The sequence below is a fragment of the Bacillus sp. FSL P4-0290 genome (assembly GCF_037975435.1).
Classification (GTDB): Bacteria; Bacillota; Bacilli; order Bacillales; family Bacillaceae; genus Bacillus; species Bacillus subtilis.
In genome coordinates this window covers 573,141-596,533 of the sequence record NZ_CP150253.1, presented here as the reverse complement: position 1 = coordinate 596,533, position 23,393 = coordinate 573,141, and the positions used below count along the sequence as shown (strand labels likewise).

Genomic DNA, 23,393 nt, shown 5'->3' with positions numbered 1-23,393 from the left:
GATTACATTTTTACATTTTTTCAATGGAGGAAAAAATATGCTCATTATTCTTGTTATGTTTCTTCTAGGAATTATTTTAGGCTTTATTGGCGCCGGTGGAGCCGGCTTTGTCATTGCCCTTTTAACGCTTCTTTTCCATATCCCGATTCATACGGCTTTAGGCACTTCGCTTGCCGGCATGGCTTTTACAAGCTTATCAGGGGCATACAGCCACTATCGCGAGGGCAACATTCAAATGAAAATCGGCTTAATAGTCGGAGGCTTTGCTGCGGTTGGCTCATTTTTCGGCGCCAAGCTGACTTCTTTTATTCCGGCTGATTTGCTTCATTATTTGACGGCTGGAATGTTATTTTTATCAGCAATTCTCATTTTAATCAGATTATTTATTTTAAAAGAGAAGGCTCAAGTGAATCAAAGCACTCTTTCAACGTATACGAGAGCGGTCATCTTAGGAATTGCAGCCGGCGTTCTTTCCGGCACATTCGGCATCGGGTCGGCACCTTTTATTCAAATCGGTTTAATGATTATGCTGAATCTGTCCATTCGCCATTCTGTCGGAACGACGATGCTTGTGATCATCCCTCTGGCTGTAGGTGGAGGCATCGGATATATTACAGAAGGTTTTGTTGATTACGTTTTGCTTGTCAAAGTTCTGGTCGGGACAATGTGCGGTGCCTATGTAGGCGCGAAATTCACCAACCTCATGCCAAAGGTGGTTTTGAAATCAGCCATCTTTTTGACTCCGGCGATTGCAGGCCTGCTGTTGTTATTCTAAATAAAACAAAAAACCTGACGTCATGTCAGGTTTTTTTTATGAATTCTGCCCTACTCGTTCTTTCGTTAATCCAAAAAACGCCAGTGAGCCGATGACAGCTGTTACAAACATGATCGCTCCCATCGGAACGGCTGTTGTCTCATTAATGCCTACAAGCGGTGACACGATTGAACCAAGGAGCAGCGGGAGCATCCCAAGCAGCGCACTTGCACTTCCGGCGCGGTGCCCCTGCTTTTCCATGGCCAGGGTAAACGTGCTGGTCAGAACCATGCCGATCGTAATCATGTAAATGAAAATGGATATGACTAATGTAGCAAGAGGACCGTGAATCATGGTCATGGTTAATAGCACAGCCGTCGCAATCATAGCCGTAATGACCGCTATACGAAGCAGGCTTTTTTCATGAATGATTCCGCCAAAGCGTCCGATGATAAAGCTGCCCGATATAATCGCCAGCCCGTTAATGCCAAAAAGAATACTAAATACCTGCGGAGACACCCCGTAGATATCCTGGTATACAAAAGGCGTACCAGACACATATGCAAAGCTTCCCCCGTGAATAAATCCGACAGTTAACGCGTACCCCATAAAGGATCGATCCTTCAGCAGGCTGCCCATCGTTTTGACGGATGTTCCGATTGAGCTTGGAATCCGTTTTTCCGGCGGAAGCGTTTCTTTTAACCTCAATGCAATCAGAAGAACTAGTAAAAATCCGATGATCATTAAGACGTGAAAAATTGTATGCCACGTTGCGAACGGCAAAAGCAAAATGGCACCGCCTGTCATAGGCGCAACCATTGGCGCCACCGCGGTAATGACCATTAACAGCGAGAAAAATTTAGAAAGCTCTCTTCCGGTAAACACATCGCGGACGATTGCGCGAGACAGCACAAGCCCTGCAGAAGCAGTGAAGCCCTGTAAAAAACGCGCAGCCACTAAAGTTGTTATATTGGGTGACAGTGCACAAAACAGAGAAGATAACGCAAATAAAAAAATACAGATTAATAGCGGTTTTCGTCTTCCCTGCGCATCGCTGACCGGCCCGACAATCAGCTGGCCGATCGTAAGTCCGACCAGACAGGCTGTTAAACTTAACTGAACAAGTGAAGCACTTGCTGATAAATCTTCCGCGATTTCAGGAAAACTTGGCAAATACATATCTATATTAAGCGGGCCCAATATAGCAAGCATGCCGAGCAGAAACGCTAGTGCCAAGCGTTCTTTTCCAGTTGGATTGTGCAGCATGTTATCAAACCTTCCCTTCAACCTAGTCCCTTATATAATGGATGTCAGCTCCAACTATGGATTGAAGCTGTGAAACATTTGTATATTGTATCATAACTTTCAGCCTGTGAAAGCCGCTTGAGCACGGGCTAGGCAAAGTGATATTCAGAACACCTATAAAGGGAATGATGCGGGGAATCATCGTGATCAGCATCATCTGAAGAAACGGCCAGCTTTTTTTGCTAAGTTCTAGCCTAGCGAATTTTATGCGCTGGGAGGTTGTTCAAAAGTGCAAATGGCTTGCAAGATGAAATCAATCGTTGTATATTAATTGACGTGTCAATCATTGATATATCAATTAATAGTTTTGACAGGAAAGAAGGGATGGGTTTTGGCGTCATTTTGTTCAGAGGAAGCCGAGATTTTATATCAGCTGCAAGGCGTGAACAAGGTGATTGGCGTGAAGTTCGAGGCATGCACGGGCATCAGCCAATCTCGTTTGGAATTGCTGACATTGCTTTATCATGCAGATGAGATCAGTCAAAGCGACCTTCAAAAGAAAGTAAATATCGATAGCGCAGCCGTTACCAGACACCTGAAACAGCTGGAAGCTAAAGGCATGGTATCAAGGCGGCGCAAGCCTGAGGACAACCGCATCACCCTTGTTCGGTTAACAGACCAAGGAAGAGAGCGAATTGAGTCTTCTAAGAAGGAAAAGGAGCGTTTCATGAAGGAAATGCTCGCAAATGTAAGCGCAGAAGAACGCCGCCTGCTCATTGATGTGCTGGCGCGCATGCGAAACAATATAAATAATATCGAAGCTTAAGAGGAGTGTATCAACATGATCAAAACAAACGATTTTATGGAAATTATGAAAGGCCGCCGTTCTATCCGCAACTATGATCCGGCAGTAAAAATCAGCAAAGAAGAAATGACAGAGATCTTAGAGGAAGCAACAACTGCCCCATCTTCTGTTAACGCGCAGCCATGGCGTTTTCTTGTCATTGACAGCCCGGAAGGAAAAGAAAAGCTCGCACCGCTTGCAAGCTTTAACCAAACACAGGTCACAACATCATCTGCTGTCATCGCTGTATTTGCAGACATGAACAATGCAGACTACTTAGAAGAAATCTATTCAAAAGCCGTGGAACTTGGTTACATGCCGCAGGAGGTCAAAGACAGACAAATCGCCGCGCTGACCGCACATTTTGAAAAGCTTCCGGCACAGGTCAACCGTGAAACGATCCTGATTGACGGAGGTCTCGTTTCCATGCAGCTGATGCTGACTGCACGCGCGCATGGCTACGATACAAACCCGATCGGCGGATACGATAAAGAAAACATCGCGGAAACCTTCGGATTAGATAAAGAACGTTATGTACCGGTTATGCTACTTTCTATCGGAAAAGCAGCAGACGAAGGCTATGCTTCCTACCGTCTGCCGATTGATACAATTGCAGAATGGAAATAAAACAAAGAGCCCGGGAATGTTTTCCGGGCTCTTTGTTTTTAAGTACAGCCGCCGTTTGATCGTCTGACCTTTTTTGGGTAACACGTCTGAAGTTCGTCGTTTAGTCATGAGAAAAGAGTGATGACCATTCATCACTCTTCTCTCGATTATTCTTTTCCTTTCTTCCTGCCGAACGGCCACCAGTTTCCTTCTCCAAAGGTCGCAATGATTGCCGGGATGAAAAGCGGAAGAATGACAAGGCCGTAAAGCAAGAGCCCGATGATGATAACACTTGCCACCTGCATCAGTGTATTAACACCTGAAGGCATCATCGCCGCGAACGTACCGGCCAATATAATTGCAGCTGTAATAATGACAGATCCCATTTTGCTCATTGACCTGACGACACCTTGCTCAATGCCAAGGTGCACCTCTTCCTTAAATCGATCCAGCAAGAAGATTGAATAATCTACCCCTAACGCGATCAAGATGACAAAGCTGAAGAATGGCACTGCCCAGCTGACACCCGCGTTTCCTAAGCCGTTTACAAAAATTAATTCTGTTATGGATATCGACGTATAGTACGTCAGCAGCAATGACGCGATCATATAAATCGGCATGATCATTGAGCGGAACAAAATGGTTAACACGATAAACAGGCCTATAATCATAATCACCATTGTTCTGGAGAAGTCCGTTGTGGACAGCTCTTTTAAGTCCGCGTTCATACTCGTGACCCCGCCGTATACGATCTGTGCATCCTCCAAAGGAGTGCCGTCAACTTCGTTTGCGACAGCTTTTTTGATTTGGTTTATTGTCGCAATAGCTTGTTCTGAGTACGGATTTGAATCCAGAACGACACTTAATTGAACACCTTTGCCGTCTGCAAAGGAATACTGGTCAATTGACTTCTTAAAGTCTTTGTCCTTCATTACTTGACCAGGAATGAATATGCCTGTATCTCTTACAGTTGAACTTTTGCTCATATCCTCTAACATATCACTGGAAGCTGTAATACCGTCAGAGACTTTCGTCAGGCCCTGATTTGCGCTCCTCACACCTTCGGACAGCTTCTTTAGGCTTTCTGTCAGCGTTCCGGCTTGTGCCTGCTGGCCTGAGAGCTGTTGGTTCGCTTGTTCAAGGCCGGTTTGAATCTGGCCAAGCTGTCCGCTTATTGCCGTAAGCTGCTGCACGGTCTGTGCGGTATTGCCGGTTTGGGAAATCTGTTTGCTCACGAGCTGCAGCTGCTGATTGATTTTGCCCAAGCCATCTGCCGCATCGCCCAGTGAACCGCCAGACCCTCCATTTGAGGCCGAGCCGGTTTGCCCTGCCATTTGATTCAGTCCTTTTTCTATATCCGTTAATCCGCTTTGGACATCGGCAATCCCTTTCACCGTCTTATCCAGCCCGTCTGAAACCGATCCTAGCTGGTTATCAATATATAAATCTTTGATTTTTTCACCAGTCGGCTGCGTAATGGTCATAACAGAGTCAACATGATCAACTTTCTCGATCGCTTTGCTGATATTTCCTAGATAGGGGATTGTATCAGCTGTTGTAAGATCTTTGTCTCCTTTTACGACAACATTGATCGGGAACGCTTTTCCTTCCCCGAATCCATCCTTAATGGCCTCGAGAGCTTTTATAGATTTATAATCGCTGCTGATTTCCGCAGTTGAGTCGAATGAAATCTGGTCATCATAGGTCAAGATGAACGGAAGCGTAATCACCACCGTGATGACAATGAACAGAAACGGACGCGCAACGGAGTGTCTGCCGAGAAACGCCCATAGTTTGTTATCACTGTGTGACAGCACTTTCTTAGAAGGCCAGAATAATTTTTCTCCCAGCGTCACCATAAATAATGGTAGCAGTGTGTAGAGGATGATCATTAAAATTCCCACACCGACTGCTACCCCTACTGCGGATTGGAAAATCGCAAACTTCGCAAATCCTAAGGCGGAAAATCCGATCAATACCGCAAATCCGCTGATAAATAAGGTTTTTCCCCCTGTGCGGTAAGCGATAAGCGCCGCTTCTTTTTTATCATGCCCGTTTGCCAATTCTTCACGGAATCGTGTAAGAAGCAGTATGCAGTAATCTGTTCCAATGCCGAACAGGATCGCGACTAAGAAGGTTTGCGTAAACGTCGAGATTGGAAAATCAACATTGTATACAAGGATGCCCAGTATGGATTGACTGATCAGATAAGAAAAACCGACAACCACAATCGGGATAAAAGGCGTCACAACAGATCGGAACACGATCAACAGTAAACCGATGATCAGGCAGACTGTGATCACTTCCGTTTTCTTAAGCCCTTCCTCTGAGCTGTGAGCGAAATCCTGGTTGATAAGGGAAGCTCCCGTAATATATGCCGTCAAGTCATCAGGAACGATTTGATAAATCTCGTCCGCAATTTTTTCCGCCTTTTTATCAGAACCTGTAATCGTGACAGGCATGAGAACGGTTTTCTTGTCTTTCGACATCAACTGGTCTTTGACTTCTTTTTCCGCTGACAGAGGAGATGTTACCTCTTCTACACCGTCGATCTTTTTAATTTTATCGATCATTATCCGGAGCTGATTCTCTGTTTCTTTCTTTAAAGCGTTGTCTAATGTAAAGACAACACTGATCGAATTATTGTCTTCTCCTGCTTGTTTTAAAATGGCGTTTGCCCTTTCTGAAACAGCATCAGCGGGAAGCTGGGCCTGCCCCTTTTGATTGGCCAGCTCCGTTAAGTTCGGAGAAAACAAACTCAAAACGACGGTAAGTGCTAATACTATGGCTGCAATTGCCCACTTGAATTTGATGATTGCTCTCATTCGGCAGAATCTCCTCCTTTAAATTTGCTTTTTAAAATGGTGAATATCTCGATGATGGAATGTAAGTGTTCCTCATCTATATCATCAATCAGCGGTTTGAGCGCGTTAAAGATGGCTGAATCTAATTCTTCTAGTATGTGTTCACCACTGGGTGTAATGTTAATAAGCTTAGAGCGCCTATCACTTTTTTCCGGACAGTCGTCCCATTGAACCAATCCCTTTTCGAGCAGCTTTTTCAGTCTGTTAGAGATCGCGCTCTTATGTACATTTTGGTACATGGCCAGGCTGCCGGGAGAGGTTGGGCCCTTGACTTTTAAAATTTTCAACAGGTCTGCCTGTTCCCTTGAGATATGCTTGAAGACATCCTGATTGATTTCACGATGCACAAATTCTGTCCCTTCAAGCAGGACTTCCACAAACAGGTTTATCGCCTGACATAGCTTTTGTTCATTCAATATCTTCCCCTCCTCATTATAGTTTACCCCACTAAACTTTATGTTCAATGTCAATTAGTTTATTCCTCTAAACTATATATGTCAACAAATTTTATTTTCGAGCACTCTACATAAGAACTCATGTTCGTGTATAATGGAAGCTATACACACGAAAGGGGGAATTTTAACATGTCAGATTTGGCATTCAAATTGTATGAATATAACGTCTGGGCCAATCAACAAATATTCAACCGATTAAAAGAGCTTCCAAAAGAGATATACCATCAAGAAATTCAAAGCGTGTTTCCGTCAATATCCCATGTATTGTCTCATGTTTATCTTTCTGATCTCGGCTGGATTGAAGTGTTTTCCGGCAAAACCTTGAGCGATGCGTTGGCTTTAGCTGAACAGCTTAAAGAACAGACAGAGGCTAAAGAAATAGAGGAAATGGAAGACCTTTTTCTGAGGTTATCCGAGCGCTATATACTATTTTTACAGCAAAAAGAACAGCTCAATAAGCCACTCCAGGTTCAAAATCCCTCAAGCGGAATCATGAAAACAACTGTTTCCGAACTGCTTCCCCACGTTGTCAACCACGGGACATACCACCGCGGCAATATCACAGCAATGCTGCGGCAGGCAGGCTACGCATCCGCACCGACAGATTACGGGCTCTACCTGTTTATGACAAAAACTGAAAAAGCATAAAAAAGCGGCTCCCTAAATGGAGCCGCTTTTTTCGGGAAATAGTCCAAATCACATTAAAATTCTTTTCATCAATCCTTTTTTAGTAAAAAAGATAGAAATTTTAGTGTTATAATAATCATTAAAAATAGATTGCTGACTCAATAAACAATTTTCAATGGAGGAACACATAAAGTGACAGACGACATGACGAAAGACAATATAAATCAGCAAACGTTGCAGAGAGGCTTGAAAAACAGGCATATCCAGCTCATCGCCATCGGCGGAGCCATTGGGACAGGCTTATTTCTCGGCTCGGGCAAATCGATTCATTTTGCCGGACCTTCGATTTTATTTGCTTATATGATCACAGGGATCATTTGCTTTTTAATTATGAGATCGCTGGGTGAACTGCTGTTATCAAACTTGAACTATCACTCTTTTGTGGATTTTGTACAAGACTACCTAGGCGATATGGCAGCATTTATCACCGGCTGGACATATTGGTTCTGCTGGATTTCCATTGCGATGGCTGATCTGACAGCAGTCGGGCTCTACACTCAATATTGGCTCCCGGGTGTGCCGCAATGGGTGCCTGGCTTAATCGCTCTAATTATTTTACTGATTATGAACCTGGCGACAGTCAAGCTGTTTGGAGAATTAGAATTTTGGTTTGCTTTGATTAAAGTCATTGCCATTTTGGCGTTAATCGTCATTGGCCTTGTGATGATTTTCAAAGGCTTTTCCACAAGCTCAGGAGTGTCCAGCTTCACAAATCTCTGGAGCCACGGAGGCCTGTTCCCGAATGGCATGCACGGGTTTATCCTCTCGTTCCAGATGGTTGTGTTTGCTTTTGTCGGCATTGAGCTTGTCGGGCTTACAGCCGGTGAAACAGAAAATCCTGAAAAAGTAATCCCTAAGTCGATCAACAATATTCCTGTCCGTGTGTTGCTTTTTTATATCGGGGCTCTTCTCGTGATTATGAGCATCTATCCTTGGGATGTCATCAATCCCAGCGAAAGCCCATTCGTACAAGTATTTGTCGCGGTTGGCATCGTCGGGGCTGCAAGTATTATCAACTTTGTTGTATTGACTTCCGCTGCTTCAGCATGCAACAGCGCTGTATTCAGTACAAGCCGTATGGTCTATTCCCTGGCGAAAGATCACAATGCGCCTGAGTCAATGGCGAAACTGACTCAGCGTAAAGTGCCAAGAAATGCTTTATTCTTTTCAGCTATCGTGATTTTAATCGGTGTTACGTTAAACTACATCATGCCAGAAGGCGTATTCACCCTGATCACAAGTATTTCAACCGTATGCTTTATCTACATTTGGGGAATTACGGTCATCTGCCATATGAAATACCGCAAAACAAGACCTGAATTAGCGAAAACAAACAAGTTTAAGCTTCCGCTTTATCCGTTTACAAATTACCTGATTCTTGCGTTCCTGGCGTTTGTTCTGGTTGTGCTGGCACTGGCACAGGATACTCGTGTTTCCTTATTTGTCACACCGGTTTGGTTTATTTTGCTGATTGTGATTTATAAAGTGAGAAAAGCGAAGCATCAATAACACTCGAAACTCCTGCCTCAAAAATGAGAGCAGGAGTTTTTTTGATGAAAATGACCTTTGCTTTTGAATTTGAAGGTATGCTATAGTGTTTGTAATCAAAACAAGAAGGGATGATGGGTGGACAATGATTAACTAATCTTATTTTTATCGTTTGAAATCAATATTTCAAATCAAAAAATAGGATTAGTCTGCCCATTTTCTATATATACGACCTGCTATTTATAAAAAATAGCTTATTTGATCATGCACAGGCACGGCTAATCCTTCCAACACATTTGGGAGGATTTTTTTATTCTCCCTTTAAAGCGAGGGATATGGATGAAAGAGATCGTAACATTAACAAACGTTAGCTATGAAGTGAAGGATCTGACTGTTTTTAAAAATATAAATGCCAGTGTTCAGCAAGGAGATATCATTGGGATTATCGGCAAAAACGGCGCTGGGAAATCTACGCTGCTGCACCTCATTCACAATGACTTAGCCCCTTCCCAGGGTCAAATCCTTCGAAAGGATATAAAACTGGCTTTGGTTGAACAGGAAACAGCGGCATATTCCTTTGCGGATCAGACACCTGCCGAAAAGAAGTTACTGGAGAAATGGCATGTGCCTCTTCGTGATTTTCATCAGTTAAGCGGCGGTGAAAAACTGAAAGCGCGGCTGGCGAAAGGACTATCAGAGGATGCAGATCTGCTGCTGTTAGATGAACCGACAAACCACCTTGATGAAAAAAGCTTGCAATTTCTCATCCAACAGCTGAAACATTATAGCGGCACGGTGATTCTCGTTTCTCACGATCGATATTTTTTAGACGAAGCCGCAACAAAAATATGGTCGCTTGAGGATCAGACGCTGATTGAATTCAAAGGGAATTACTCCGGGTATATGAAGTTCCGGGAGAAGAAAAGACTCACCCAGCAGCGTGAATATGAAAAGCAGCAAAAAATGGTCGAACGGATTGAAGCACAAATGAATGAGCTCGCTTCTTGGTCGGAAAAAGCCCATGCTCAATCGACGAAAAAGGAAGGGTTTAAAGAATATCACAGGGTAAAAGCGAAGCGTACGGATGCCCAGATAAAATCCAAGCAGAAGCGGCTTGAAAAAGAGCTGGAAAAAGCAAAGGCAAAACCCGTTACCCCAGAATATACAGTCCGCTTTTCAATCGATACAACCCACAAAACAGGAAAACGTTTTTTAGAAGTTCAGAATGTAACAAAAGCGTTTGAAGAAAGGACCCTCTTTAAAAACGCAAACTTTACGATTCAGCACGGCGAAAAGGTTGCGATCATAGGCCCCAATGGCAGCGGAAAAACGACATTACTGAACATCATTCTGGGACAGGAAACAGCAGAAGGAAGTGTATGGGTGTCGCCGTCCGCAAACATCGGCTATTTAACGCAGGAGGTGTTTGATTTGCCTTTAGAACAAACACCGGAAGAGTTATTTGAGAATGAAACATTCAAAGCAAGGGGGCACGTTCAAAATCTGATGAGGCACTTAGGTTTTACAGCCGCCCAATGGACTGAACCGATCAAGCATATGAGTATGGGTGAGCGTGTAAAGATCAAGCTGATGGCATATATTCTGGAGGAAAAAGACGTGCTGATTTTAGATGAGCCGACAAACCATCTCGACCTGCCGTCACGCGAACAGCTGGAAGAAACACTGTCACAATACAGCGGCACATTGCTGGCGGTTTCACATGACCGATACTTTCTCGAAAAAACAACAAACAGTAAACTCGTCATCTCAAACAACGGCATCGAAAAGCAGTTAAACGACGCTCCTTCAGAAAGAAATGAGCGGGAGGAGCTTCGGTTAAAGCTTGAGACAGAAAGACAAGAAGTGCTGGGAAAGCTCAGTTTTATGACGCCAAATGATAAAGGGTATAAGGAGCTTGATCAGGCTTTCAATGAGCTTACGAAACGAATAAAAGAGCTGGATCATCAAGACAAAAAAGACTGAGGGAGAAAGTTCAAGCGGCATTGAAAAGGACAACAGCTGTTGTCCTTTTTCTTTATATGTTCAAGCCTCCCATGACCTTAATCTTTCTAATGATGACTTATAGTACCCTGCCACCGCTTCCAGATAGGCATGTTGTATTTGGGTAACGTAAGCGGCTTTTCAGCATAGCTGTTTCCGCATACGTATATTGGTCATGGCATAGCCCATCTTCTGATAAAGATAGACGGCTGTCTCGTTGTGTGCAAATACATGTAGAGCCAGCCTTTCCGCACCGAGCTCTCTTGCTCTTTCATCAAGCGTTTGAAGCGCCAATTGAGCAAGTCCTTTTCCGCGAAAGGCTTCATACAATCCAAAGGAATAGATAAACGCTTCCTTTTGCGGATGAAACGGATCAGCATACAGCCAGAGCCAGCCCATTCTTTCCCCTTGGTCATTTGTGATGTTCCAAAAATAATGATTGCTGCTGTCTCGCCCATTCGGAATCATGTTCTCATATGCCTGCTCCGATTTCTCAAATGCCTCTTTTTCCGTCCAAGTTCCTGACGTTATGTTTTGTTTCGCATAATTTTGCACGGACATCACTCGAAAGGCTTCGAACTCTTCCTCAGTCATGTCTTCCAAAGTTAATGCCATCCTGTATTCCTCCTTTATAAAAAAAGCCCAGCTGATGCCGGACGAATAACGCAGAAATGGAGCTCTATTTTACTGATTCAGTTAATTCCTGGACTTTCTATTATTCGATAAGAAAAGGAGATTTCCTGCAAATGGGCTTGTTCTTAAACATTAGTGAAAAGCTTACGTGTAACTCCCCATGATGATTATGATAGAAACAATCAAACAAATCATCGCTGGTATCGCCATGATGACCGATTGTCTTGCTCGAAACATATGCGCATGAATTGCTCCCGCCATGAGAACGACAAACAGAACACCTGCTCCAATCGCTGCATACCGATTCCAAATTCCCGCTGTCATAGCAAGTGCCCCGGCTATTTCGAGAATGCCGGTAACAGTCAGAAACCATAATGGATATTGATAATGCCGCCAATGCTCAACTTGAAAGGGAACGCAGCTTACCTTTATGATGCCTCCCGCAAGCATAAAAACTGCCAAACTGACTTTCATCATAATAGATATCATCTTACGTCATTCCCTTTCGGAAGCATCCCGTATATTAAAAGATTCACAACCTCTGCTGCGAGGCTTGCCGGATCTTTGATTCCGGTTAACAAAAATGAATCGGTTAAATGTTCAATCATGCCGATCAAACACTCAGCGACAGTTTCCATATCCAGCTCAGAGTGAAAATAGCCAAGCCGCTGTTCTGCTTCTAAGTTCTCTTTCAAAACCATCGCCAAGTCTTTTTTCATTTGTTTTGCTTCCGGGTTGAGAAAAAAGCCGATCTTGGTTAAATCCTTGTCCTCAGCCAAAAATTGAAAAACAGTCTCTACAGCTAGCAGTACCCGTTTTGACACATCCTCCGTGTTTAATCCGTTTTCCAGAAGAAGTGACTCTGTCAGCTTTCTGACTCGAGAGTGAAAATCGGTTATTAACTCGGCAAAGATGGCTTCTTTGCTTTGAAAGTACAGGTAAAATGAAGGCTGCGTGAACCCAGCTTTTTTCACAATTTCACTTACCTTCGCGTCATGGAATCCCCGAACCGAAAATTCATTAGCGGCAGCTTTAAGTAACCGTTTTCGGCTTTCTACTCCTTTACGTCCTTTACTTTTCAACTAGGACCACCCCAAAAATAATACTCACGATTAATGTTACTCACGAGTATTATTTCATGGCATTAGCTTCATTGTCAATGATTTCAAACTGATCCTGTTTGCCAGCTTCCTTTATTAAAAGGTCTCATGCATTTCGAATAACTGAATCAATTCATTGATTCCTATATCAATGGCTTTTCATTCACTGATAATTGAGCATCACTCCGGGGCCAGATAGAGTTTTGCCCGTAAATGCAAGGAACAATTGGGTGCAGCGGCGCATAATGTACTGTACAGAAAGATGGAAGGGTGTGATGGGATGCCGTCTACAGTAATCAACCTATATTATTTGAAGATCAACAGTATTTCGGGCAATGGTTCAATTACAATAGGCGAAGCTGCTTATAACAGCCCTACCAACAATCAAAAATCTCAAGGGACCAACTCTTCTTTCGGTGATACATCACCTACAGAATCCGTAATGGAAAACTTCTTAAACGATCCTGATGTAAATGACCAGACATCTATCGGCAACTCTGATACATCCAACGTTAATGCTCCTCCGATTGCACCACCGCCAATTTTAGATTAAAGGGGTTTCGTCTATGCCATATCAAATTAATATCGCAAATATTAAGATCAACGGCGTCACGCAAAACGGAAATATAGATGTCGGTCCGACTGTGCACAACAGCCATACTGCGAACAGCAAATATTTTGGAGCAAACTTTTCCTTAGGGGATCTTTCGCCTACGTCTTCACTTTTAAACACTGGAAATATTGATTCAGACGTTAGTGACCAAGACCAAATCGGAAACCCTTCTGCGCCGATTTCAAATCAAATTTAAGGAGAATCTCATATGGATTTCGAAAAAATTCGAAAGTGGCTTGAGATTACGAATGAATATAAACAAAGTGACTTTTGGACAAATGTGCTCAAATATAAAGCCCCGGAACATTTTTTTGATTCCGAAGCTTCTACGTTTGTTTACGACTTTTATCAAGATGAGGAATATAATTTTATCATTGTGGAAATGCCCGGTGTGTATGAGGAAGAATTAACGATCCGTTTACTGTCTAAAACCCAGCTGCTGATCAAAGGAACGATCACGCCTGTTTTTCCAGCCGAAATGGAAGTGCTGCGTGAACGGTATTACGGAGAAATTGAGCGAATCATTCAGCTTCCCGAAGCCGCTGAAACTCATTTGTTACAGATTCAGCTGTTAAACGGGCTTCTGCATATTTCGTACCCAAGACAAGTTGAAACCGTTGCGTTCAATAAGGGGCTTTAAGATTGATTGTTCCTTCATTCCTTATCCATAGGGACTGATATATGGTCTTTATATTGATCCACATAAATATCCCCATTACCCAGCAGCACTGCGTACACGGTCTCTTTCACCTTTATGTCTCTTTTTCGCAATTCTTCCAAAAGCCAGGATTCCGTCAAACGATTCTGCTTTAAATTATTCTCAATGATTTCTCCGTCCATAATAAGTTCTATCGGAAGCCTTTGTTCTTGGTTTACCGCAATCATTAAATCCTGTTTGGTCACATGCCGGAATTGCGGTTTTCTTAACACAGTCAGCTGACCATTCGTTTCAAGAATGGCAAAAAGAACTTCTTCGATATTAAATATTTCTTTTTCCCGTAATTGCTGATTTAAATAATCAAGTGTGTAACGCATTTTCCTCATATTTGATTCAAGTATCTTCCCGTTTTGAATCAGCACTGTTGGATCTCCGGCAAAAAATTTCCTCAGCTTCCTGTTCTTTATCGACAGAAACGAAATTAGAAAAATGGTTAGCACAAAAATACTAAACGAAATGGCCATATTGTGCGGTTTTATTGAAGTATTGTAAGCTAATCCGGCAGCAATCGCCCCTAGTGTGATCGCCGCAATAAAATCAAAAATCGTCATTTGAGAGATTGTCTGTTTGCCTAAAATTCGTTCTGCGATTAACAGCAAGCCAAAGCTGGCAACCGTTCTAATGACAACTTCAAGTTCAATCATGTTATGGCGCTCCCCGCTTCCCAGATTGTTTCGGCCAAAAAACTCCTGTTGCTATCATTGTTTGGCTTAATATATCCATCTATACCAAAAATATTGTTCGGTTCAGGACAGAATGAACCGACTGCCTTTCGGATATATTAAATTGCGATTGGCCGGAAGAAAAGCCAATCCCATGACAAATCTAATTCATCATTGGTCAGGTGGTAGCATGAATTTCACTTGGGAATCTCTTGTTCTCATTGTAGCCGGGGTCATTTTGCTGAGAATTTCAGGAAGGAAATCAATCGCACAAATGACGTCAACTCAAACGGTTGTCATGATTTCGATCGGAACTATTATCGTTCAGCCAATCATCGAGTACAGCCTCTTCAAAACATTAATTGCAGCGGCAATTTTCACAAGCACACTCATCGTTATGGAATGGATCCAAATGAAATCGAACACCATTGAAAAGATGTTAACCGGAAAAGCAAAAATCGTCATTGAAAACGGACAGCTTCATATCGAAAACTTAAAGAAGATGAGACTTACAGCTGACCAGCTTGAAATGCAGCTAAGGCTTCACGGCGTTACGGCTATACAAGATGTTAAAATAGCGACATTAGAGGCCAACGGACAATTAGGAATTGAATTGACTGATGACGCCAAGCCTTTAACAGTCAGGGATCTGAAAAAACTCATTCACCCCGATTTCATAAATAAGGACGGACAAGCCCAGTCTGGCAATCAGAATATTTTTGATGAAGTTGGCAAAAAAAATAAAAAAAACGTCCCTAAAAAGCTGCATTAACAAAAGGCGCTTGTGGCATTTTGCAGGTTTTTGTCTCTTATTGAAAGTTTTTGCCGTTTTGTTTAAGCAACTGCTGCTCACACACCATATTGTATAAACAGGTCATAACAGAGAGGAGAGATGAATGATGAAATTCCCAGTTTATATTCATTCGATATCCGGGAACAGCGTTTTTAATAACGGATTTGCAGTTTCCATCAGCCCGTTCTCTGTGTCTAAAACAACAGAGGGTTCCGGTGGGAGTAATACAGGTTTGGTTTTTGAATCCAATACTTTAAGCCAAACAAGCTCCGCCAATCAATCCCAAAATGTAACATATGCGATCCAAGAGCTGCTTTCCAAGCTTTTAGCGTAAAAATTAAGAAATAAACACTTCATGAGGTGCCGTATGGCTTTTCCAATTATTCACACGAACTTTTGGGATGCTGTGATAGCTGTTCCAATCATCATATTGATAACCCAAATCCTCAAAATATTATTGAAAATCCCCAAAACTTTTGTACCGTCAGTTGCCTTAATAACAGGCCTTGTCATTTCTGTTTTCATAAGCCATCGACACAGCCTCTTTTCTGGCGTATTTATGGGCTGGTTTTATGGCTACGCTGCTATAGGCTCCTACTCATCATTAAAAACGACCATCTTATCCTTCAGGCAAACGAAAAACGATACATCAAATTCATAGATGACATATAACGATCTGCCGCCTCTTTATCAGGCGGCTTTATTTCTGCTGATAGGTTGATCATCTTCAAAAGAGATGCTCATTCACTCGCTATTATTTTTACCATTATGTTGATGCAATGATATAAAAACGCAATATCATAGAAGTAAATAGACTGTCAGCGTCCTCTATGACGGCTACTTCTGAGTGAAAGGAGTTTTTGAAGCATGCGATCTCAAATCAACATCTCAAATCTCACGATAAATGGAATGACACAAAACGCCAATACAGATATCGGACAAAACTTGCAAAACAGCCATACTGCGAACAGCAAAAATTACGGAGTGAATTTCACATTAGGAGATTACTCTCCTTCTCATTCAATTATTATTTCAGCAAGTTGTGATAATGATACAAGTGATCAAGGGCAGGTTGATAACCCTTCTTCGCCTAGTGAAGAATAAAAAAAGAACTCATTTGAGTTCTTTTTTTGCCTTATTCCTTTATTCGCCTTCATATAATCGATAAACCCTTTTCAGCTTTTGTTCAAGCTGTTCAAAATGAACAAAACGGGCTTCTCTTAGAAACTCAGTCCCATCAATGAACAAAAGAAGCACAGGAACGGTGAAAACTGAAAATCTGCCGGCGACCTCTGCTACATCGTCAGCATTGATATGCCCCAATTTGATGTTTGGAAACTGATCCAATACTATTCTGATCTGGGGCAGAACTGCGTGACATACTGAACAGGCAGGCCTTGATATATAAATAAAACTGAATTTGTGCTGTTTGATAAAGTTTTCTATAGAAACTAATGAATGTAATTCTGTCATCTTTTTCATCCATTTACTCCTTCAAATAGGTCTGTTTTTCATGACCAAGCTCATCAATACGTATCATTCACTATACAGATTTATATTTATGATATCCGCTTTTTTGCTTTGCAGAGTACCTGCAAGCTTGCCGAAAATGTCAAAATAAAAGAACAGTTACCGACAAGCAGCAACTGTTCTTACATACTTTCGTATTAAAAATGCAAAGCGTAAGCTCCTGAACCGATGAGTGCAACCCCTATGGAAACTGCAATGAGCACCAGGTTATATTCAAAACCTCCGGCGCCATTCGCAAAACCTTTCGCTCCATGGACTTTTACGATAGCACCTAACATGATGATCGTTATGATAGCAGCTCCAAGCGGGAGGAATACGCCTAAAATAAATAGAATTCCGCTTACTAACTCCCCAAGACCTGATAGAGCGGCCGCAACGTTTCCTGGTTTCACCCCAATTGATTCGAACCATTGTCCGGTTCCTTTAATCCCGTATCCGCCAAACCAGCCGAATAATTTTTGTGTGCCATAAAACAAAAACACCACACCAATCATTATACGAATAAGCAACAGTCCTGCATCTTCCATTTGTATCTCTCCTCATCTTTGATTTTATCTGATTCTTTGCTGACGGTATCCAGCAATCATCAATTGAATATATGTTTCTTTATTTTTTATGTGTCAAATCAATCTAACTCTCTTACTTCAAACGGCAGCAGCTCTTGTTCAATTTGTGTGCGATGCGGTTCATATTGCACAGGCAGCATCAGTTTTTCGCCCATTGTTTCCTGTGTTTCATCATGTGCAAAGCCCGGGGGATCAGTTGCGATTTCAAACAGGATTTCCCCGTGTTCCCTGAAGTAAATGGCATTAAAGTAGTTTCTATCCCGAACAGGAGTTACACCATATCCGTGGGAAGCAATATATCTTTGCCAATCTAACTGATCTTCATCATCGTTAGCCCGCCAAGCGATGTGATGCACCGTTCCGGCCCCCATTTGCCCGCGGCCAATAGGCGTTAACTTAAGGTCAATCACATTTCCGATATCACCGGCGGAACGATAACGAACGAAGTCTCCTTCTTTGCCGACTCGCTCCAGCCCCATGATGTTTTCTAAAAGGTCAGCGGTTTTGTCAGGCTGCGCTGATAATAGGGTTGCACCCCCAAAACCTTTAATGGCAACATCGGGCGTTACATCTCCGAAAGTCCACGTATTAGCCTCTCCTTCTTCTCTTTCCACGATTTCTAAGTGCAGTCCATGAGGATCATCAAATTCTACATATTGTTCCCCAAAGCGCTCGATTTTGGTGTAGGGAACGTTGAACTTTTCTAGTCTCTTTTCCCAAAATGCCATAGCCCCTTTCGGCACGACATACGAAGTCACGCCAACTTGACCGTCTCCAATGACGCCTTGGCGGGCTCCGGCCCACGGAAAGAAGGTAATGATTGTTCCCGGCTTCCCGCCTTCATTCCCAAAATAAAGATGATACGTACCTGGGTCATCAAAATTGACAGTTTGCTTGACCAAACGAAGCCCAAGCACTCCTGCGTAGAAATCTGTGTTCTCTTGAGGGTGACCGACAATCGCTGTAATATGATGAATTCCCATCGTTTTTTTCGCCATTTTTATCCGCTCCTTTTACATATACTCAACAAACTCATTCACAGGCTTCCGGTAGCCGCGCGGTCTTCTGCTCTCTGTTTTTTCTTTTCCAATCGTAATCATCATGACAACCTCAAATTGGTCGTCTATGTTCAAAATCCGTTTTACGGCTTCCGCATCAAAGCCGATCATCGGGCAGGTATCCCAGCCTTTTTCCTTAGCACTCAGCATAAACATCATCGCAGAAAGTGAAGCATTCCTTATCGCCTCATCTCTCTTAAATTGTTCTCCCCTGTTTTCATAAAACGAAACGGTGTCGTGTACCATGTGGTCATACTCTTGCTTATTTAATATCCCCAATACCTTTAAACCTTCATAGATATCAGACGCTTGTTGATATGCCTGCTTATCCCCTAATACCAAGAGAACCGCAGAAGAGCTAACCACTTTATATTGTCCATTTGCGGCCTGCTTCAGCTTTTCTTTTACGTCCTGGTCAAGAACCGTCACATATTTTGTATGCTGCAAATTAAAAGCCGATGGCGCCAATGCAACCAATTCAAACATTTCATTGAGGTCTTCTTTTGTGATTGGATGACCTGAAAGAAAATTGCTTGCAGATCGTCTTTCATTGACTAACTGTATAAATTCAGCCATTATGATACACTCCCTTTTATCTCGAATTCGAGATATTATATTATAAAAAATCCATATTGAATATTGTGTAAAAGAAATGACAACGAGTGAACACTTACAGTTACGCTTGATCACTGATCTTTTCAATCAAATATCTCGAATTAAGATATCTTTAATATGAGATAATAATAAAATACAGATCTTCTCATGTCAATAGGTTTTTGACAATCAGGTGGAAATTTTTCACTGACGGCAGCATTTTAATAGCGAATCATCACTGTTGTTACATAAGAACTCATTTGTTTGCTGTATGACCTTTTTAGCACAGCTCCAACTTTTTTTCTGTCACCTTATTTATTAGTAAACAGGAAACAACGTTGCTATAGACCCACTCGAAATTGAATTGGTATGATAAGCAAAGTGATTACACAGGAAAGGATACGGAGAGCATATATAGAGCACTCCTATTTTTTTGTGCAGTTTTATAGGAGGAAAAAATGGCAAGTGAAAGAGAACAAATAAGCAGAAAAGTTGCTTTGATTGCATTGATCGCCAATCTGATCTTAATGGCAGGAAAGGTCTTTTTTGGGCTGGTAGGCGATAGTGAAGCCGTGTTTGCAGACGGAATACATTCCGCGGCAGATGTCGTTGCTTCGATTGCAGTCTTGGCAGTGATCGGAATTTCCAATAAACCGCCCGATCAAGACCATCCTTTTGGTCACGGAAAAGCTGAAGTCATTAGTGAGGCGATTGTAGGAATTATCTTAGTGATCGTATCCGTTTATATCCTCATAGAAGCGATTCTGTCCTTTGTTAAAGGGCCAAGCGTTCCCCAATACAGCGCATTGTTTGCGGCTCTGATTTCGTACGTGGCTAAGGAAATCTTATATCGTTATTCTATAAAGCAAGGGGAAAAATGGAACAGCAAAGCGATTATAGCGATTGCGTACGATCATAAAGGCGATATCGTTGCCTCTCTTGCCGCTTTTATCGGCGTTCTGTTGGCTATCATCGGAAACACCCGCGGATGGTCCTATCTGTTGTACGCCGATGCCATTGCCAGTGCAATCGTTGCTTACCTCATTTTTAAGATTTCAATGGAATTAATCAGGCCGTCTGTTGATGTGCTCATGGAAAAGAGTGTTGATCCCGAGCTGATAGAGGAATATAAAGCTGTTATTTTTCAATGTGATCAAGTAAAACGAATTGATAGAATCCGCGCGCGAGAACATGGCCACTATAAATTGCTTGATGTCCGTTTATCTTTGGATCATGATTTGACAATTAAGCAGGGACACGATATTGCCCGCGAAATTCGAAATGAAATCAAAAGACAGTTTTCAGATGTAGAAGAAGTGCTCATCCATGTAAATCCTTATTTCGAAGAGTGAAAAGCTCCTTTTTAGAAGGAGCTTTTTCTTTATGATGCAAACTTTACCTTTAGAACTCGCCGTACTATATAATGTGTGTATATCAATCATAGGCACAGAAAGGTTGTTAGAATGAAGGAATTTTTTTCGATTGGAGAAGTGTCAAAGTTATTCAATGTGAAAATCTCTGCTCTTCGGTATTATGATGAAATCGGCCTTTTGAAACCGGAATATAAAGATGAGCAAACGAACTATAGATATTATTCTACCCAACAGTTTGAGCGGCTTGATACCATCAAGTATTTGAGGGCCCTAGGCCTGCCAATCAATAAGCTTCTTGATTTTTATAACTCTCAAAATACAAACACTCTTCTTCATTTACTAAAAAGCCAGCAGGCTGAAATTGATCGCAAAAAGAAAGAATTGGAACGCATTGAACGAAAGATCTCCCGACGCATCACACATATAGAAGATGCCGTTAACATGCCGTTATATCAAATTACAAAAATCAAACTTCCCGCAATGCGTGTGGCTTACTTGCAGCATGAATATGTTCTCGGCCATGATATCGAACATTCGTTAGCTGAATTGAGAACCCACCTGAATGTGAACGAAGATATATTCATAGGCAAGATCGGTTTATCCATATCAGCAGCAAATGTGAAAGCAAAACAGTTTGACAAATATTCCAGTATATTTATGATTCTTGAAGATGAAAATGAAAAAACTTCTTCAGAAATCATCTTTCCTTCAAGAGAATATCTGCAAATTAGGTTTAGAGGGTCACACCTCGAAGCCGAACCATACTACAAAACATTACTGGCATATATGAAAGAACATCATTATGAGGTAGCAGGGGACTCAATTGAAATCACACTCATTGATTATGGCATTACGAATAACCTAGATAATTACGTGACTGAAATCCTGCTGCCCATCAAATAATCTCATGAATATGTTTTGATCTCCCTTGACTCTCTACTAACTAGAGGGTTTATTTTTTATGCAGGAATGATTTTTGGAGGAGAAAGCTTATGTTTGGAACGATTTTTAACACAGTGATGATCATTGCAGGAAGCATAATCGGGGGGATATTCAAAAAAGGCATTAAAGATGAATACCAGGATATTTTGATGCAGGCAATGGGATTCGCTGCAGTCGCGCTGGGGATCAACGCCATTACACAGCATTTGCCTGATAGTAAATATCCCATTCTATTCATCGTGAGTTTAGCCATTGGAGGTTTGCTAGGCCAGATCATCAATTTAGAATTACGATTCAACAAGCTGGTGAACAAATTTTCTAAAAGTAATTTAGCAGAGGGCTTATCTACTGCGGTCTTATTATTTTGTATAGGTTCGCTGTCAATATTGGGCCCTGTTGAAGCCGCTTTGCATGGAGATTATACATACCTCCTGACAAACGGGATGTTAGATGGGATCACCTCCATTGTGCTCGCTTCAACTTTTGGTTTTGGAATAGCGGCTGCAGCCATTGTATTATTTGCCTGGCAAGGCTCCATCTATTTATTTGCTAAAGTAATGGAGAGCGCAATCAATACAGACCTTATTAATGAAATCACAATTGTGGGAGGCATACTCATCCTCAGTTCAGGTCTAAGCATTCTTGGAATCAAGAAGTTCAAAACATTGAATTTGCTGCCTTCCCTCTTGATCCCTCCTGTTGTGATTTTTGTGATTCATGCATTTGGATTGCGGTTTTAATGAAGCGGCTCCACAAAGGAGGTTAATATTCTGTTATATTGATTTTCAATAATCTGTTCCAATCGTTTTATTTCCTTTTCATCTTGGATTTGACGTCTAACAACAACTGTATTATATTGTAAATAAAGTCTGTTATATCAAAATCAGATTCCCCATCACGAAACGGCACATTCATTTAAACAATGTTGGGAGGGGCATTTGTATGTCAAACCATTCATCTAGTATTCCCGAATTAAGTGACAACGGTATCCGCTATTATCAAACTTATAATGAAAGCCTTAGTCTTTGGCCGGTCCGTTGTAAATCATTCTATATATCTACTCGTTTTGGTCAAACACATGTGATTGCAAGCGGCCCAGAGGATGCCCCGCCGCTTGTATTACTCCACGGAGCATTATTCAGCTCGACGATGTGGTATCCCAACATCGCCGATTGGAGCAGTAAATACAGAACTTATGCAGTTGATATCATAGGTGATAAAAACAAGAGTATTCCTGAGAATGTAAGCGGTACAAGAACGGATTACGCCAATTGGCTTCTTGATGTGTTTGACAATCTGGGGATCGAAAAGTCCCACATGATCGGACTTTCGCTTGGCGGTCTCCATACGATGAATTTCCTTTTACGTATGCCTGAGAGAGTAAAAAGCGCAGCTATACTGAGTCCGGCAGAAACGTTTTTGCCATTTCATCACGATTTCTACAAATACGCTCTTGGCCTTACAGCGTCAAATGGAGTTGAAACATTCTTAAATTGGATGATGAATGATCAGAATGTGCTGCACCCGATTTTTGTGAAGCAGTTTCAGGCAGGGGTAATGTGGCAGGATGGATCAAGAAATCCAAATCCTAATGCCGACGGATTTCCGTATGTTTTTACCGATGAGGAATTACGTTCAGCAAGAGTTCCTATCCTATTATTACTTGGTGAACATGAAGTCATCTATGATCCCCACTCAGCCCTGCACCGAGCCTCTTCATTCGTTCCTGATATTGAGGTGGAAGTCATTAAAAATGCCGGACATGTTTTATCGATGGAACAACCCGCTTACGTAAATGAACGTGTAATGCGTTTTTTCAATGCAGAAACAGGCATTTCACGGTAAGGGCTTATAAGATAGTGATTTG

Annotated in this window: 28 protein-coding genes; 17 read left to right on the top strand and 11 right to left on the bottom strand. The window is 42.0% G+C overall.

Translation table 11 applies throughout. The annotated features are described in order from the left end of the window. Window positions 1-37: 37 nt before the first annotated feature. Window positions 38-775: a sulfite exporter TauE/SafE family protein gene (locus tag MKY10_RS03120; RefSeq protein ID WP_003234130.1), complete on the top strand. Its 738-nt coding sequence runs from the start codon at window positions 38-40 to the stop codon at window positions 773-775. A gap of 36 nt (window positions 776-811) precedes the next feature. Here MKY10_RS03120 and MKY10_RS03115 read toward each other — a convergent pair whose 3' ends face one another. Further along, complete coding sequence (locus MKY10_RS03115) at window positions 812-2,020, bottom strand: MFS transporter (RefSeq protein ID WP_014475975.1); 1,209 nt, start codon at window positions 2,018-2,020, stop codon at window positions 812-814. 310 nt (window positions 2,021-2,330) lie between these two features. Between MKY10_RS03115 and MKY10_RS03110 the strand changes: the two genes are divergently transcribed. Then, window positions 2,331-2,825 carry a MarR family transcriptional regulator gene (locus MKY10_RS03110; protein WP_015252703.1) on the top strand — a complete coding sequence of 165 codons (495 nt, stop codon included), beginning with the start codon at window positions 2,331-2,333 and terminating at the stop codon, window positions 2,823-2,825. A 15-nt stretch (window positions 2,826-2,840) separates the two neighbouring features. After that, a complete protein-coding gene (locus MKY10_RS03105) occupies window positions 2,841-3,470 on the top strand; it encodes a nitroreductase family protein (RefSeq protein WP_003234135.1) in 630 nt (209 codons plus the stop codon). 146 nt (window positions 3,471-3,616) lie between these two features. Here MKY10_RS03105 and MKY10_RS03100 read toward each other — a convergent pair whose 3' ends face one another. Together MKY10_RS03100 and MKY10_RS03095 are read right to left on the bottom strand one after the other, a co-directional pair. Further along, a complete protein-coding gene (locus tag MKY10_RS03100) occupies window positions 3,617-6,274 on the bottom strand; it encodes an MMPL family transporter (protein ID WP_061891241.1) in 2,658 nt (885 codons plus the stop codon). Beyond that, window positions 6,271-6,729, bottom strand: coding sequence for a MarR family transcriptional regulator (locus MKY10_RS03095; RefSeq protein WP_003242874.1), 459 nt, complete (start codon window positions 6,727-6,729; stop codon window positions 6,271-6,273). The genes MKY10_RS03100 and MKY10_RS03095 overlap by 4 nt, the downstream gene beginning before the upstream one ends. A 168-nt stretch (window positions 6,730-6,897) precedes the next feature. On the opposite strand from MKY10_RS03095, the gene dinB reads away from it, so the two are divergent. The 3 genes from dinB to vmlR all read left to right on the top strand — a co-directional run bounded on the left by dinB (window position 6,898) and on the right by vmlR (window position 10,926). Continuing rightward, window positions 6,898-7,416 (top strand): damage-inducible protein DinB, encoded by a 519-nt coding sequence (dinB, locus tag MKY10_RS03090; RefSeq protein WP_046380803.1) that lies wholly within the window; start codon window positions 6,898-6,900, stop codon window positions 7,414-7,416. Window positions 7,417-7,587: 171 nt separating this feature from the next. Further along, complete coding sequence (locus MKY10_RS03085; RefSeq protein WP_339226158.1) at window positions 7,588-8,964, top strand: amino acid permease; 1,377 nt, start codon at window positions 7,588-7,590, stop codon at window positions 8,962-8,964. A 318-nt stretch (window positions 8,965-9,282) separates the two neighbouring features. Beyond that, entirely contained in the window at window positions 9,283-10,926 is a 1,644-nt protein-coding gene (gene vmlR, locus MKY10_RS03080; RefSeq protein ID WP_015252709.1) for an ABC-F type ribosomal protection protein VmlR, read from the top strand. A gap of 159 nt (window positions 10,927-11,085) precedes the next feature. Here vmlR and MKY10_RS03075 read toward each other — a convergent pair whose 3' ends face one another. The 3 genes from MKY10_RS03075 to MKY10_RS03065 all read right to left on the bottom strand — a co-directional run bounded on the left by MKY10_RS03075 (window position 11,086) and on the right by MKY10_RS03065 (window position 12,659). Further along, window positions 11,086-11,559: a GNAT family N-acetyltransferase gene (locus MKY10_RS03075; RefSeq protein ID WP_015252710.1), complete on the bottom strand. Its 474-nt coding sequence runs from the start codon at window positions 11,557-11,559 to the stop codon at window positions 11,086-11,088. Between the two features lie 162 nt (window positions 11,560-11,721). Beyond that, window positions 11,722-12,066, bottom strand: a complete 345-nt coding sequence (locus MKY10_RS03070) for a DoxX family protein (protein WP_015252711.1) — start codon at window positions 12,064-12,066, stop codon at window positions 11,722-11,724. After that, window positions 12,063-12,659 (bottom strand): TetR/AcrR family transcriptional regulator, encoded by a 597-nt coding sequence (locus MKY10_RS03065; protein WP_015252712.1) that lies wholly within the window; start codon window positions 12,657-12,659, stop codon window positions 12,063-12,065. The genes MKY10_RS03070 and MKY10_RS03065 overlap by 4 nt, the downstream gene beginning before the upstream one ends. A gap of 298 nt (window positions 12,660-12,957) precedes the next feature. Here MKY10_RS03065 and MKY10_RS03060 point away from each other — a divergent pair, with 298 nt between their 5' ends. The 3 genes from MKY10_RS03060 to cotP are packed head-to-tail and all read left to right on the top strand — an operon-like array spanning window position 12,958 to window position 13,930. Next, complete coding sequence (locus MKY10_RS03060; protein WP_003243854.1) at window positions 12,958-13,230, top strand: spore germination protein; 273 nt, start codon at window positions 12,958-12,960, stop codon at window positions 13,228-13,230. A gap of 13 nt (window positions 13,231-13,243) precedes the next feature. Then, window positions 13,244-13,486 carry a spore germination protein gene (locus MKY10_RS03055; RefSeq protein WP_003234151.1) on the top strand — a complete coding sequence of 81 codons (243 nt, stop codon included), beginning with the start codon at window positions 13,244-13,246 and terminating at the stop codon, window positions 13,484-13,486. 12 nt (window positions 13,487-13,498) lie between these two features. Next, the gene (gene cotP / locus MKY10_RS03050) at window positions 13,499-13,930 is read left to right on the top strand and encodes a spore coat protein CotP (RefSeq protein ID WP_003234154.1); all 432 of its coding nucleotides are present in this window, start codon (window positions 13,499-13,501) and stop codon (window positions 13,928-13,930) included. Between the two features lie 14 nt (window positions 13,931-13,944). Here cotP and MKY10_RS03045 read toward each other — a convergent pair whose 3' ends face one another. After that, complete coding sequence (locus MKY10_RS03045; protein WP_003234156.1) at window positions 13,945-14,652, bottom strand: DUF421 domain-containing protein; 708 nt, start codon at window positions 14,650-14,652, stop codon at window positions 13,945-13,947. 208 nt (window positions 14,653-14,860) lie between these two features. Between MKY10_RS03045 and MKY10_RS03040 the strand changes: the two genes are divergently transcribed. The 4 genes from MKY10_RS03040 to MKY10_RS03025 all read left to right on the top strand — a co-directional run bounded on the left by MKY10_RS03040 (window position 14,861) and on the right by MKY10_RS03025 (window position 16,567). Continuing rightward, complete coding sequence (locus MKY10_RS03040) at window positions 14,861-15,442, top strand: DUF421 domain-containing protein (RefSeq protein ID WP_003234158.1); 582 nt, start codon at window positions 14,861-14,863, stop codon at window positions 15,440-15,442. 124 nt (window positions 15,443-15,566) lie between these two features. Further along, window positions 15,567-15,797, top strand: coding sequence for a spore germination protein (locus MKY10_RS03035; protein WP_017695984.1), 231 nt, complete (start codon window positions 15,567-15,569; stop codon window positions 15,795-15,797). 33 nt (window positions 15,798-15,830) lie between these two features. Further along, a complete protein-coding gene (locus MKY10_RS03030) occupies window positions 15,831-16,124 on the top strand; it encodes a hypothetical protein (RefSeq protein WP_009969672.1) in 294 nt (97 codons plus the stop codon). A 206-nt stretch (window positions 16,125-16,330) separates the two neighbouring features. Further along, a complete protein-coding gene (locus MKY10_RS03025; protein ID WP_003244342.1) occupies window positions 16,331-16,567 on the top strand; it encodes a spore germination protein in 237 nt (78 codons plus the stop codon). Between the two features lie 39 nt (window positions 16,568-16,606). Here the strand turns inward: MKY10_RS03025 and MKY10_RS03020 are convergent, their stop codons facing one another. The 4 genes from MKY10_RS03020 to MKY10_RS03005 form a co-directional block, all read right to left on the bottom strand. Beyond that, window positions 16,607-16,945, bottom strand: a complete 339-nt coding sequence (locus MKY10_RS03020; protein ID WP_048654932.1) for a thioredoxin family protein — start codon at window positions 16,943-16,945, stop codon at window positions 16,607-16,609. Window positions 16,946-17,130: 185 nt separating this feature from the next. Beyond that, window positions 17,131-17,520, bottom strand: coding sequence for a DoxX family protein (locus tag MKY10_RS03015; protein ID WP_003234169.1), 390 nt, complete (start codon window positions 17,518-17,520; stop codon window positions 17,131-17,133). 98 nt (window positions 17,521-17,618) lie between these two features. After that, window positions 17,619-18,557: a ring-cleaving dioxygenase gene (locus MKY10_RS03010; protein ID WP_029725830.1), complete on the bottom strand. Its 939-nt coding sequence runs from the start codon at window positions 18,555-18,557 to the stop codon at window positions 17,619-17,621. A 15-nt stretch (window positions 18,558-18,572) separates the two neighbouring features. Beyond that, window positions 18,573-19,193: a nitroreductase family protein gene (locus MKY10_RS03005; protein ID WP_029725829.1), complete on the bottom strand. Its 621-nt coding sequence runs from the start codon at window positions 19,191-19,193 to the stop codon at window positions 18,573-18,575. 476 nt (window positions 19,194-19,669) lie between these two features. Here MKY10_RS03005 and mneP point away from each other — a divergent pair, with 476 nt between their 5' ends. From mneP to MKY10_RS02985, 4 genes are all read left to right on the top strand, one after another. Continuing rightward, window positions 19,670-20,563: a manganese transporter MneP gene (gene mneP, locus MKY10_RS03000; protein WP_015252717.1), complete on the top strand. Its 894-nt coding sequence runs from the start codon at window positions 19,670-19,672 to the stop codon at window positions 20,561-20,563. Window positions 20,564-20,674: 111 nt separating this feature from the next. After that, window positions 20,675-21,487, top strand: coding sequence for a MerR family transcriptional regulator (locus MKY10_RS02995; RefSeq protein ID WP_015252718.1), 813 nt, complete (start codon window positions 20,675-20,677; stop codon window positions 21,485-21,487). Between the two features lie 89 nt (window positions 21,488-21,576). Next, a complete protein-coding gene (locus MKY10_RS02990) occupies window positions 21,577-22,266 on the top strand; it encodes a DUF554 domain-containing protein (RefSeq protein ID WP_015252719.1) in 690 nt (229 codons plus the stop codon). Window positions 22,267-22,468: 202 nt separating this feature from the next. Then, window positions 22,469-23,371 (top strand): carboxylesterase, encoded by a 903-nt coding sequence (locus tag MKY10_RS02985; RefSeq protein ID WP_015252720.1) that lies wholly within the window; start codon window positions 22,469-22,471, stop codon window positions 23,369-23,371. Window positions 23,372-23,393 lie beyond the last annotated feature (22 nt).